Here is a 12249-nt window from a genome sequence, read left to right as displayed (position 1 = left end):
CCATCGGCCTTCCAGCTTTGGCAAGAGGATTTTTCCACGGGCTTCCACCGGGCCGGCAACGCGCTATCTTGCCCGCATGCGCGCCTCGGACCTGCTTCATCCGCGCCCTGAGGGGCTTTATTGCCCGGCCGGGGATTTTTTCATCGACCCGGTGCGGCCGGTCGCACGCGCGCTGATCACGCACGGCCATGCCGACCACGCACGCGCCGGCCATCAGGCCGTTCTGGCCACGCAAGAGACGCTCGACATCATGGCGCTGCGCTACGGTGCCAACTTCGCCGCCAGCACCCAGGCCGCCAGGCTGGGCGAGACGACGACGCTCGGCGGGGTACGGGTCTCGTTTCATCCCGCCGGCCATGTGCTGGGCTCGGCCCAGATCGCGGTCGAAAAGAACGGGCTGCGCATCGTTGCCTCCGGCGACTACAAGCGCCGGCGCGACCCGACCTGCCGGGCCTTCGAGCCGGTCGCCTGCGACGTCTTCATTACCGAAGCCACTTTCGCCCTGCCGGTCTTCCGCCATCCCGACGACCGGGGCGAGATCGTTCGCCTGATCAAATCGGTGGCTCAATTCCCCGAACGCGCCCATCTGGTCGGTGCCTATTCGCTCGGCAAGGCGCAGCGCGTGATTGCCCTTTTGCGCGCCGCCGGTCATGACGGCCCCATCCACATCCACGGCGCGCTGGAAAAACTGTGCGCCTATTACGAAAGCCGCGGCATCGCGCTCGGTCCGCTCGCGCCGGCGACCGTCGACGACGGCGACCCCGGCCGTTTCGCCGGCAAGATCGTGATCGGCCCGCCGGCCGCCTTCGCCGAGCGCTGGGCGCGGCGCTTTCCCGACCCCGTATCGGCCTTCGCGTCCGGCTGGATGCGGATTCGCCAGCGCGCAAAACAGCGCGGCGTCGAGTTGCCTCTGATTTTGTCGGACCATGCCGACTGGGACGAATTGATCGACACGATCGGCGAGACCGGCGCTAGCGAGGTGTGGGTCACGCATGGCCGCGAGGAAGCGCTGGTGCGCTGGTGCGAACTCAACGGCATCAAGGCCCGGCCGCTCCACCTTGTCGGTTACGAAGACGAGGGCGACTGATGGACCGCTTCGCCGAACTGCTCGACCGGCTCGTGCTGACGCCGTCGCGCAACGCCAAGCTCAGGCTGCTGGTCGATTATTTCTCAACGACGCCCGATCCCGACCGCGGCCTGGCGCTGGCGGCACTGACAGGCGATCTCGACATTCCCGGCGTCAAGCCGGCCATGCTGCGCGGCCTTATCGGCGAACGCATGGACCCGGTGCTGTTTGCCTATTCCTACGATTATGTCGGCGATCTCGCCGAAACCGTCTCGCTGGTGTGGCCGGCGCCGGACGAGCCGCCCGACGGCGCGTCGCCCCGGCTTAACGAGGCGGTCGAGGCGTTGATGGCGGCCGGACGCGTGCGCGGTGCGACCGTCTTCGCCGGCCTGCTCGACCGGCTCGACGCCTCGGCCCGGTTCGCGCTGATCAAGCTCGCCACCGGCGGCCTCAGGATCGGCGTGTCGGCGCGCAGCGCAAAACAGGCGCTTGCCGCGATGGGCGGCGTCGACATCGCCGAGATCGAGGAATTGTGGCACGGGCTGGCGCCGCCTTATCTCGGCCTGTTCGCTTGGCTCGAAGGGCGCGCGGAGCGACCGCCGGCAACCGCGCCGGCACTGTTCAAGCCCGTGATGCTCGCCAATCCCGTCGGCGCGCGCGACCTGGAGACGCTTGAGCCGGGCGACTACGCGGCCGAATGGAAATGGGACGGCATCCGCGTGCAGGCGGCGTCGGAACAGGGCCGTGCCCGGCTCTATTCACGCACCGGGGACGACATCTCCGCCGCCTTTCCCGACATAATCGATCATCTCGACTTCGAGGCCACGCTCGACGGCGAGTTGCTGGTCGGCCGACCCGACGGCGAGACCGGCAGCTTTTCCGACCTGCAGCAGCGGCTCAACCGCAAGACGGTTTCGGCCCGCACGATGGAGACTCATCCGGCCTTCATCCGCTGCTACGATTTGTTGCGGATCGAGGGCGAGTCGCTGCGCGACAAGCCCTTTCGCGAACGGCGCAAAAGGCTCGAAAGTTTTGTCGGTGGGCTCGCCTCGCCGAAATTCGACCTGTCGCCTCTGGTCCGGTTCGACAATTGGAGCGCGCTTGACGACCTGCGGCGCGCGCCGCCGCACCCGGTGATCGAAGGCGTCATGCTCAAGCGCTGGGACGCGGCCTATGTCGCCGGCCGGCCGAAAGGTCCCTGGTTCAAGTGGAAGCGCGATCCCTTCACCGTCGACACGGTGCTGATGTACGCCCAGCGCGGACACGGCAAGCGGTCGAGCTATTATTCGGACTATACATTCGGCGTCTGGACCGGCACGCCGGAGGCGCCCGAGCTCGTGCCGGTCGGTAAGGCCTATTTCGGCTTCACCGACGAGGAATTGATGCAGATCGACAAGTTCGTGCGCGACAACACGGTCGAGCGCTACGGCCCGGTCAGGGCGGTGCGCGCCGAGCCCGGACACGGGCTGGTGCTGGAAATCGCCTTCGAGGGCCTCAACCGCTCGAAGCGGCATCGTTCGGGTCTCGCTATGCGCTTTCCTCGCATTTCGCGCCTGCGCTGGGACAAGCCGGCCGCCGAAGCCGACAGGCTCGAAAATCTGCAGGCGCTGCTCGACCGTTAGAACGGTTACTGCGAAATCGACACGCGGATCTCGAAAATGTCGATCGCCTTGGCGCCGGCGTCGACGTCGGGCACGATAGCGATCGTGCCAGCGGCCCCTGGTGCTGCGTCCGGCATGGCGAGATCGAACAGATAATCCGACCGCGTCGGGACGACGCTGTAGCGGTTGCGGCCGCAATCGCCTAGCTCGCCGAAATTGCAGGTGACAGAGACCTGGGTTTCCTGGCCCTCCTCGGCCCGCGCGACAATGTCGAACAGCGCCCGCCGGCCGGCAATCTGCTGCAACACGCCCTGGCCGACATCGAACAGGATCGGCGTGTCAGCGCCCTCGCCGCGAATACGCAATGCCGGCTCGCCATCGGCGTCCACGACCTCCGCGCTCGAGCCGGCCGGCGTGACCACCGCACCGGGATTGTCCGGCGAGAAGATCGTGATCCAGTTCTGCTCTTCGCTCGGCTCGCTGCCAAGTCGCGGCGGGTCGGCGGGTTCGAATTCCTCTTCCTCGAGCGTCTTGGGCGGGTTGGGTACGGAGGTGTCGCGCTCCTCGATCGACAGAAGCAGGCCCCGGTCGGCCACCCACCACACGCCGATGCCGACCGCCGCCACCACCGTCGCGGCCAGAAACAACCCGGCAAACAGGCGTCCGCGCCGGCGACGCGGTTTGACCCGAGTATCGGCGCGCAAATCGCCGCCGTCGTCGCGATTTGTGTCGGCCAGTTCCACACCGTCGTTTGTGAAAGCGGGCTCGCGCCGTTCAGGCGAGCGGACGCGTTGCTGCGGCGCGGCAGGCGGCGGATCGGCCGGCACGGCACGCTGCGGCGTTTCCATCTCCACCGAAGGTATCGCCGGCGCATCTTCTCGTTGCCCGCCAAGTTCAACGCTCGGCGCGTCGCCGGCGTTCGGTTCCCGCGGGCCGACATCCACCGTCGGCGCGGCCACAGCAGCGCCGGCCGGGTCTTCGCTCGCCTCGCGGACCGGCGTCGCGACAGCCGGGATGAATTCGGTTTCGATGGCGCTGATCGCCGTCTTCAGCGTCTGGCGGCGCTGGCGCAGAATGTCCGGCGTGACGTCGGGATTTGCCTGCAGCGTTCTTTCGAGCGCCGCGTGAACTGATCGGTAGACCTTTTCGCGAAAAGCGCGGTCGCCGGCATCGCCCTTGTCGAGGGCGTTCCTGATCGCCTTTTCAATCGGGTTCAATGCACCATTCCCATTGCGCCTTTTGTAACCGTTAGCGGCAGCATCGCCTTCGATCAACAAGACCGAGCCCGCACGGGCATGGCAAGGGCGACAATTCCGGGGATGATGCCCGTTCGGCAACAGTCCGCCCCCAAGATGCCCCGCGCCGGCCGCCACTCCCCCGCAGCGGGACCGGACGAGATTCCCGGTTGCCTGTCCGACGGCATCTGCTAGAAAAGCGACGTTTACGGAAACGTCAATCAAGCCGAGGCGGGAGGTGCGCATGGCGCTGCCGGATATTTTGAAAAAAAATCTCAGGATTCCGGTGGTCGGGTCGCCACTGTTCATCATTTCGCACCCGCCGCTCGTGCTGGCGCAATGCAAGGCCGGCATCGTCGGCGCCTTTCCCGCCCTCAACGCGCGTCCCGAGGCCCAGCTTCACGACTGGCTGGCCGAGATCACCGAGGCGCTTGCCGACCACGACGCCAAGAATCCCGATCGTCCGGCAGCCCCGTTCGCGGTCAACCAGATCGTGCACAAGTCCAATTCGCGCCTCGATCACGATTTGCGCGCCTGTGTCGAACACAAGGTGCCGATCGTCATCACCTCGCTCGGCGCGGTAGAGGAGGTCAACCAGGCCGTGCACTCCTATGGCGGCATCGTGCTGCACGACATCATCCATGACCGGCATGCGCGCAAGGCGATCGAAAAGGGCGCCGACGGGCTGATCGCCGTGGCGGCGGGTGCCGGCGGCCACGCCGGCACGCTGTCGCCCTTCGCGCTGATCCAGGAAATCCGGCAATGGTTCGACGGGCCGCTGCTTTTGTCGGGAGCAATCGCCAATGGCGGCGCGATCCTGGCAGCCGAGGCGATGGGTGCCGACATGGCCTATATCGGCTCCCCCTTCATCGCCACGCACGAGGCGCGGGCTGTCGAGGGCTACAAGCAGATGATCGTGGACTCCAAGGCGGCCGACATCGTCTACTCGAACCTGTTCACCGGCGTGCACGGCAACTACCTCAAGGGCTCGATCGAGGCCCAGGGGCTCGACCCGGCCAACCTGCCGGTCTCCGATCCGTCGCAGATGAATTTCGACAGCCGCGAAACCAAGGCCTGGAAGCAGATCTGGGGCTGCGGCCAGGGCATCGGCGCCGTCGACGAAATCGTCGGCGCGGCCGAACTCGTCGACCGTCTCGCAGACGAATACCAGGTCGCCAAGACCCGACTGGCCGCGTGAACCGATCGCGGCGCGCGGGAGACGTCGCCGTCGCCGTCGGCATGATGGCGCTCGCCTGCGCGCTGGTCGCCAGCACGACGCTGTTTGCCAAGATGCTCGGCCGTGCGGTCGACGGCCCGTCGATCCACCCGCTTCAGGTTTCGGCCGGGCGCTATTTCTTTGCCTTCCTCGCCCTAGCGCCGGTGCTTGTATGGCATCGCCCGAGCTTTGCCGATACCGCATGGGGCAACCATCTGGCGCGGGTGGCGGCCGGGTGGACGGGCGTCACCTGTCTGTTCGCCGCGTCGGCGGTGATGCGGCTTGCCGACGCAACGGCGATCAGCTTCCTTAACCCGATCGTGGCGATGGTGCTGGCGATCCCGCTCCTCGGCGAGACCGTCGGCCGCTGGCGTTGGGGGGCGGCGGCAATCGCGCTCGTTGGCGCGCTCGTGCTGACCAATCCAGGCAGCGACGCCTTCCGGCCGGCGGCGCTGATCGCGCTGAGCGCGGCGTTCTTTATCGGGCTCGAGGTCGTGTTGGTGAAAAAGCTGACCAACGGCGAACCGACGCTGCGCATCCTGGCGATCGGCAATTTCCTCGGCGCCGCCCTGTCGGTCACGGCGGCGAGTTTTGTGTGGCAACAGCCGAGCATGGTGCAGTGGGCGCTGCTTGCCGCGATCGGCGTCGCGATGGTCGCCGCCCAGGCGCTTTTCCTCGAGGTGCTGAGGCGCGGTGACGCCAGCTTCGTTGTGCCGCTGTTTTACACCACGCTCGTCTTCGCCGGCCTCTATGATTTCATCGTTTTCGGCGAAAAGCCCGGCATCTACAGCCTGGCCGGCTCGGCGCTGATCATAACAGGCGCGATCGTCATCGCCTGGCGGGAACGGCTACGCGGCTGAGGCCGAGCCCGATCCAGTCGCGGGATCTGAGTCTGCCCACGACAACGCCGCGAGGGCACCGCGCAAGCCGTCGGCGTCGCCGCGCGGAACCCTGCGTTCGATCTCGGCATGGCTGGCGCGCCAGGCCGGCACGGCCGCGGCCAGCGTGGCGCGACCGCTCTCGGTTAGACGAAGGACGCGGTTGCGCCGGTCGGCCGGGTCGACAGCGGACGAGGCCAGGCCGCGCCTTTCCAGGGGCTTGAGCGCGGCGGTCAGTGTGGTGCGGTCCATGGCGAGCGTAGCCGCGACATCCTTGATGCGCGGCGGCTCGGGCCGGTTCAGCGCCATCAGCAGGGAGAACTGACCGTTCGACAGGCCGTATGGACGCAGCACCTCGTCGAAATGGCGCGCCAGCGCGCGCGCCGCCCGCTGGACGTGCAGACACAGGCAGGCATCGCGAACTTCAAGCGTCGTGGCAAAGGTCAGCAGTTCGGGTTTTGACATGGCCAATCTATTATGTTGATATCAACGAATTGTCCAGCGCCGCTGGGCGACGGCGGCACGAGGAGGAACGCAATGTCCGCAACGGTACTTGTCCTGATCGGAACCAAAAAGGGTGTCTTCATCGCCGAAAGCGACAAAACCCGCCAGGGCTGGATGTTGCGCGGCCCGTATTGCGAGACGTGGCCGATGAACCATGTCATCGGCGATCCGGCGACCGGCACGATCTACGGCACTGGCGGCAATGAGTGGTTCGGTCCGGCGGTCTGGAAATCGCGGGACCTCGGCGCAAGCTGGACCCATTCCAGCGACGGGCTTGCCTATGAAGAGGGCAAGGAGCCGGTGGCGGCCGGCTGGAGCCTGGCGCTGGCGCCGGACGGGCTTTATGCCGGGGTGCAGCCGGCCGGGCTGTTCAAGAGCGAAGACGACGGCGCAAGCTGGCGCCATCTGGACGGGCTGCAAAAACATCCGACCCGGCCGGAGTGGAACCCGGGCGGCGCCGGCCTCATCCTGCACTCGCTGGTGCTCGACCCGACCGACGACAAACGCATCTGGGTCGGCATTTCGGCCGCCGGCGTGTTTTACAGCGCCAATGGCGGCGAAAACTGGGAGCCGCGCAACCTCGGCACGCGCGCCGATTTCCTGCCCGAGGGACAGAACTATCCCGAATTCGGTCAATGCGTGCACTGCCTGGTGATGGCGCCCGGCAAGCCGGACAGGCTCTACCAGCAGAACCATTGCGGCATGTATCGCAGCGACGATGGCGGGCGAAACTGGCACAGTATCGAAGACGGCCTGCCCTCCTCGTTCGGTTTTCCCGCCGCCGCGCATCCCCGACAACCCGACACGCTGTTTTTGTTGCCGCTCAACGGCGATTCGACCGGCCGCTACGTGCCCGACGCCAAGGCCGCGGTCTGGCGCACCCGCGACGGCGGCGAAAACTGGCAGGATCTGCGCCGGGGACTGCCGCAGGAAAACGCCTATTTCGGCGTCCTACGACAGGCGATGGCGAGCGACCGCCTCGATCCGGCCGGGGTCTATTTCGGCACCAGCGGCGGGGCGCTGTTTGCCAGCGCCGACGAAGGCGATAGCTGGCAGCCGATCGCCCAACATCTGCCGGCGATCCTGTCGGTGGAAACGATGGTACTCGACAATTAGGGTCGAAACCGGTTCATCCGCCTCGCCTGCCTGAAGGGACTTTGTCGATGATGGGATCAAAGCCAGTGGAGGTGACGCTGGCCGGCGTTCTGGCCGATCTGTTTCCGGGCGCGCCGCGACGCGTGGAGGTAGAGGCCGACAGCGTGCGCGGCCTGATCGACGCGCTCGACCGGCGCTGGCCGGGCATGCGCGACCGGATCTGCGACACGCGGCCGGCGATACGCCGGCACATGAACGTGTTCGTAAACGGCGAGCGCCGTACGCTCGAAGCAGCGCTCGAGCCGGGCGCCCGGGTGCATATCCTCACCGCGATCAGCGGCGGATAAAACGCGCCGCTTGACATTATTGACCGGCTTGCGCCTCTATCGCGGGCCGTCCCGGCACTGATTTCCAAAAACGTTGCGACCGACGCCCATGCTCAAGACACCCTATTTGCTTTTTCTCGGCGACGCGCCGGACCCGCTCGCGGCCAAGGTGGCCCAAGGCGTCAAGGACTGGCGGCCCGAATTCGCCCTCGCTCAGCACCGGCTTCACGGCTGCAAGGCCGATCTCGGCCTGCCTGAGATGAGCATCGCCGAGGCCCGCGCGGCCGGCGCGCAAACGATGATCGTCGGCGCGGCCAATCGCGGCGGGGTCATCGCCCAGAACTGGCGCGCCAGCCTGATCGAGGCCTGTCGCGCCGGCATGGACGTCGCCTCGGGCCTGCACAATCAGCTCGGCGACATCGCCGAGCTCGTGGCGGCCGCGCGCGACGCCGGCACCCGGCTCTTCGACGTGCGCGTACCGCAGGACACCTATCCGATCGCCGACGGCAAGAAGCGCGCCGGCAAGCGTTGCCTGGCGGTCGGCACGGATTGTTCGGTCGGCAAGATGTACACAGCACTTGCCATGGAAAAGACCATGCGCGAACGGGCGATGAAAGCGACGTTTCGCGCCACCGGTCAGACCGGCATCCTGATCACCGGCTCCGGCATCCCGCTTGACGCGGTGGTGGCCGACTTCATGGCCGGCGCGGTCGAATGGCTGACCCCGGACAATGACGGCGACCATTGGGACCTGATCGAAGGCCAGGGCAGCCTGTTTCACCCGTCCTTTTCCGGCGTGACGATGGCGCTGATCCACGGCGGCCAGCCCGACGCGCTGGTGCTGTGCCACGAACCGACCCGCACCCATATGCGCGGCTTGCCGCATTACGGGCTGCCGTCGCTGGAAGAGTTGCGCGACCTTTCCCTGGCGGTTGCCCGGATCGTCAATCCCGAGGTCCGCGTGACCGGAATTTCGGTTAACACCGCCGCCTTGAGCCCGGAAGAGGCAGCCGAATGCCTGTCGGCGATCGAAAGCCGGATGGGGCTGCCGACTGTCGATCCGTTCCGCGACGGCGCCGAGCGGCTGGTCGACGCGCTGGAGGCGTAGAGCAGTCTCCCGAGCCCAGCCCTTCTATTCCGCCGCCGCCGGCGCCACGGTTTTTTGCGCGCGCGCCAGGCTGCGCTCCCGCACCACGATGTAGAGCCCGGCGGCGATGGTGATCGCGATCCCCAGCGCGGCGAGCCCGTTTGGCAGGTCGCGGAAGATCGCCCAGCCGATGACCGTGGCAAACGGGATTTCGAGATATTGCATCGGCGCCAGCGTCGAGGCGGGCGCGAAACGCAGCGACCAGGTCATCAGCAGGTGGGCGAACGTGCCCAAAACGCCGATCGTGGCCAAAAGCGCGATCTCGGTCGCATCGGGAGCGATCACCGTCAGGTGAGGAACCGCGAACCGCCAGCCGATACCGACCGCGACCACCAGCACGACGCTCGCCATCAGGCCGCTGACCGCCTGCAGCGCGATCGGGTCGCTTTCGCGGGCGAGTTGGCGGGTCACCAGCATGAAGAAGGAAAACGCGACGGCGACGACAAGCGGCAGCAAGGCCGGCCAGCCGACATTCTGAAAACTGGGCTGGATGACCAGAAGCGTACCCGCGAAGCCGACGGCGCAGGCGGCGAGCCGGCGCGGCCCCACCTCTTCCTTAAGCACCAGCTTGCCGAGCAGCAGCATTATGAAAGGCATGACGAAGGCGATCGCCACCGCGTCGGCCAGCGGCAAATAGCGCAGCGAGGCGAACATCGCGCCGATGCCGATCATGTGGAACAGCGTGCGCAGCCCGGTCAGCCACAGGAAGCGGCGCGACAGCGCCAACCCGATCGTCCGCCAGCCGACCCAGGGCAGCAACAGCACGCCCTGGAAGGCGAAGCGCACGAGCAGGAGTTGGACGAGCGGAACCGTGTCGCCGAGGATCTTGGCGATCGAATCGCCCAGCGGCGCCAGCGCGCAGAAGCCGGTCATCAGCGCGATGCCGAGAAGGGGGCGGTCGTTGGTCATCGTTTGAGGTTAGACACGCGACCTGTCCGGCAAAATGGGCCAACGCCGGCAAGCGGCGCGGCCAGCGCCCCTGCCCGCCTCGCCGGGCGTCCGAGCGCGGACGCCCGCTTCAATGGCCGGCCAGCTCGACCAGGAGCTGGTTGCCGAAGTCGGCCATCGCATAGGCAGCGGAAAAATCGAACTTGTTCATACTCATGAAGATACCGACACCCTTGTCCGGCGCAAAGGCGAGGTAGGACATCTGCCCCTGCAGCGCGCCGGCCTTTTGCAGCACAAACGGGCGATCTGTGGTCGCGTTCATCGCCACCCAGGCCAGCCCCATGCCGTCCATGCGACCGGATTCGTCCATTCCGACAACGGTTTCCAGGCCGTCGCGTTGAACATAGACGCCGTGGTCGAGGAACCGCACCTCGCGGGCCGGCCCGTCGGCGGCGTCGTCGAGATGCCATTGCAGCCAGCGCAGCATGTCGTTGGCCGTGCTGCGCAGGCCGCCCGAGCCGGTGATCACGTCGCCCGAAGGCACATCGGGCAGCGGTGCGCCGTCGAAGCCATGACCGCTCATCAGCCGGTCGGCCATGTCGCCTGCGAGCTCGAAGCGCGTGTCGGCCATGTCGAGCGGGTCGGTGACGCGCTCGGCGAGCAGTTGCGGATAGGGTTTTTTGCCTGCCGTGGCCAGCGCCGCCGACAAAAGGTCGAAGCCGAAATTGGAGTAGAGCACCGCACTGCCCGGCCGGAACAGCAATTCGTTGCCGTCGAGCCAGGTCGCGAAGGCGTCGTCGGTGATCGTGGAAAACGGATCGCTGTCCGGGCCGGGCTTGCGCGGCACCTCGCGCGGCAGGCCGCCGGCATGGGTGGCGAGGTCGATCAGTCCGATCGGTGCGCGCTTGGCCGCCGCCGCGCCGAGCGCACCGGGCAGAAGCGGCGCGACCGGATCGGTGAAGCCGGCTTCGCCCGCGGCGACCGCATGGGCAAGCATCGCGCCTGTGAAGGTCTTGGTGATGGAGCCGATGCGCAAGACCGTGTCGCCGGTCGGCGCAACACCGTTGCCCTTGCGGGTTTCGCCCAGCCCGACCACCGTCGTCTCGCCATCCTTGACGGCAGCGACGACCACGCCGGGCACGTCGACGTCGAGAAAGAATATCTCGGCGGCGAACGAAACCGTCTCCTCGAGAAGCGGATCGGCCGTGGCCGGAGTGGCAGCAAGTCCGGCAGCCGAGACGGCAATAAGGGTAACGGCAAGCTGCCGGCAGAGGCGAAACATGGGTTTGCTCCGGTTTGCTGATCGGAAATCGGGCGATCGGCCGAATTACGCAGTTTTGCGGAACCCTGTCCACCGGCGGCCGCTATTCATGCCTGCCAATCCGTTACCCCGCGGCGAACGGGCAAAAAATACCCCCGCACGCGGCGGGGGTATCGATATGGGTGATCCCCCCGTCGCGATGCCCGTTCAGGCGTTGGCGGCGGCGACCGCGCGCTTGGCCATCACCACGACGAGATTGGCGCGGTATTCGGCCGAGGCGTGAATGTCGCTCATCAGGTCGCGCGACGGCACAGCGACCCCCTCGAGCGCCGCGGCATCGAACTTCTTGGCCAGCGCCGCCTCGATTTCCTTGGAGCGGAACACGCCGTCATCGCCGGCGCCGGTGACCGCGGCGCGCACGCCGTCCTTGCCCTTGGCGACGAACACGCCGGTCATGGCGTAGCGCGAGGCCGGGTTGGGAAATTTGGCGTAGCCGCATTTGGGGGGCGCGGTGAAAACAACCGCGGTGACGATCTCGCCATCCTTGAGCGTGGTCTCGAACAGGCCCTTGAAGAATTTCGCGGCCGCGATCTCGCGCTTGTTGGTGACGATGGTGGCGTCGAGCGCCAGCATCGCCGCCGGGTAGTCGGCGGCGGGATCGTTGTTGGCGAGCGACCCGCCGATCGTGCCCATGTGGCGCACATGCGGATCGCCGATATGGGCGGCGAGATGACAGATCGCCGGGCAGACCTTGGCGAGCTTGTCGCTGGCGGCAACGTCGGCATGGGTGGTCGCCGCCCCGATGGTGACGGTCTTGCCGGAAACCTTGATGCCCCTGAGCTCGTCGACATGGCGCAGATCAACGAGATCGGACGGGGCGGCAAGCCTGGTCTTCATCGCCGGGATCAGCGTCATGCCGCCCGAGACGACCTGTCCGTCCTCGGCCTTTTTCAGAAGCTTGACCGCATCGGCCACGGACGAGGCACGGTGATAGTTTACCGAATACATCTGGAATTCCTTTCGCTTGCGGAC

Annotated in this window: 12 protein-coding genes; 7 read left to right on the top strand and 5 right to left on the bottom strand. The window is 66.8% G+C overall.

Annotation, left to right across the window (positions count from 1 at the left end; genetic code table 11):
* Window positions 1–76 precede the first annotated feature (76 nt).
* Window positions 77–1087, top strand: coding sequence for a ligase-associated DNA damage response exonuclease (locus GN330_RS14660; RefSeq protein WP_156713417.1), 1011 nt, complete (start codon window positions 77–79; stop codon window positions 1085–1087).
* Window positions 1087–2688 carry a cisplatin damage response ATP-dependent DNA ligase gene (locus GN330_RS14655; protein WP_156713416.1) on the top strand — a complete coding sequence of 534 codons (1602 nt, stop codon included), beginning with the start codon at window positions 1087–1089 and terminating at the stop codon, window positions 2686–2688. The genes GN330_RS14660 and GN330_RS14655 overlap by 1 nt, the downstream gene beginning before the upstream one ends.
* A 5-nt stretch (window positions 2689–2693) precedes the next feature.
* On the opposite strand, the gene GN330_RS14650 is transcribed toward GN330_RS14655, so the two are convergent.
* A complete protein-coding gene (locus GN330_RS14650; RefSeq protein WP_156713415.1) occupies window positions 2694–3884 on the bottom strand; it encodes a hypothetical protein in 1191 nt (396 codons plus the stop codon).
* Window positions 3885–4146: 262 nt separating this feature from the next.
* Between GN330_RS14650 and GN330_RS14645 the strand changes: the two genes are divergently transcribed.
* Both GN330_RS14645 and GN330_RS14640 read left to right on the top strand, forming a co-directional pair.
* Window positions 4147–5100, top strand: a complete 954-nt coding sequence (locus GN330_RS14645; RefSeq protein WP_156713414.1) for an NAD(P)H-dependent flavin oxidoreductase — start codon at window positions 4147–4149, stop codon at window positions 5098–5100.
* Window positions 5097–5978, top strand: coding sequence for an EamA family transporter (locus GN330_RS14640; protein WP_197435178.1), 882 nt, complete (start codon window positions 5097–5099; stop codon window positions 5976–5978). Before GN330_RS14645 ends, GN330_RS14640 begins: the two co-directional genes overlap by 4 nt.
* On the opposite strand, the gene GN330_RS14635 is transcribed toward GN330_RS14640, so the two are convergent.
* On the bottom strand, window positions 5967–6461 hold the full coding sequence (locus GN330_RS14635) for a MarR family winged helix-turn-helix transcriptional regulator (RefSeq protein WP_156713413.1): 495 nt from the start codon (window positions 6459–6461) through the stop codon (window positions 5967–5969). The genes GN330_RS14640 and GN330_RS14635 overlap by 12 nt on opposite strands.
* Window positions 6462–6533: 72 nt before the next feature.
* Here GN330_RS14635 and GN330_RS14630 point away from each other — a divergent pair, with 72 nt between their 5' ends.
* From GN330_RS14630 to dgcN, 3 genes are all read left to right on the top strand, one after another.
* Window positions 6534–7616 (top strand): WD40/YVTN/BNR-like repeat-containing protein, encoded by a 1083-nt coding sequence (locus GN330_RS14630; protein WP_156713412.1) that lies wholly within the window; start codon window positions 6534–6536, stop codon window positions 7614–7616.
* 47 nt (window positions 7617–7663) lie between these two features.
* A complete protein-coding gene (locus tag GN330_RS14625; RefSeq protein WP_156713411.1) occupies window positions 7664–7942 on the top strand; it encodes a MoaD/ThiS family protein in 279 nt (92 codons plus the stop codon).
* 88 nt (window positions 7943–8030) lie between these two features.
* Window positions 8031–9029, top strand: coding sequence for an N-acetyltransferase DgcN (gene dgcN / locus GN330_RS14620; RefSeq protein ID WP_156713410.1), 999 nt, complete (start codon window positions 8031–8033; stop codon window positions 9027–9029).
* Window positions 9030–9053: 24 nt separating this feature from the next.
* Here the strand turns inward: dgcN and GN330_RS14615 are convergent, their stop codons facing one another.
* The 3 genes from GN330_RS14615 to GN330_RS14605 all read right to left on the bottom strand — a co-directional run bounded on the left by GN330_RS14615 (window position 9054) and on the right by GN330_RS14605 (window position 12225).
* Complete coding sequence (locus GN330_RS14615; RefSeq protein WP_156713409.1) at window positions 9054–9977, bottom strand: DMT family transporter; 924 nt, start codon at window positions 9975–9977, stop codon at window positions 9054–9056.
* Between the two features lie 109 nt (window positions 9978–10086).
* Window positions 10087–11238 carry a D-alanyl-D-alanine-carboxypeptidase/endopeptidase AmpH gene (gene ampH / locus GN330_RS14610; RefSeq protein WP_156713408.1) on the bottom strand — a complete coding sequence of 384 codons (1152 nt, stop codon included), beginning with the start codon at window positions 11236–11238 and terminating at the stop codon, window positions 10087–10089.
* Window positions 11239–11424: 186 nt separating this feature from the next.
* A complete protein-coding gene (locus GN330_RS14605; RefSeq protein ID WP_156713407.1) occupies window positions 11425–12225 on the bottom strand; it encodes an FAD binding domain-containing protein in 801 nt (266 codons plus the stop codon).
* Between the last annotated feature and the right edge of the window lie 24 nt (window positions 12226–12249).

It is taken from the genome of Nitratireductor arenosus (assembly GCF_009742725.1).
GTDB lineage: Bacteria > Pseudomonadota > Alphaproteobacteria > Rhizobiales > Rhizobiaceae > Mangrovimarina > Mangrovimarina arenosa.
This window is presented reverse-complemented; position numbering and strand designations above follow the sequence as displayed.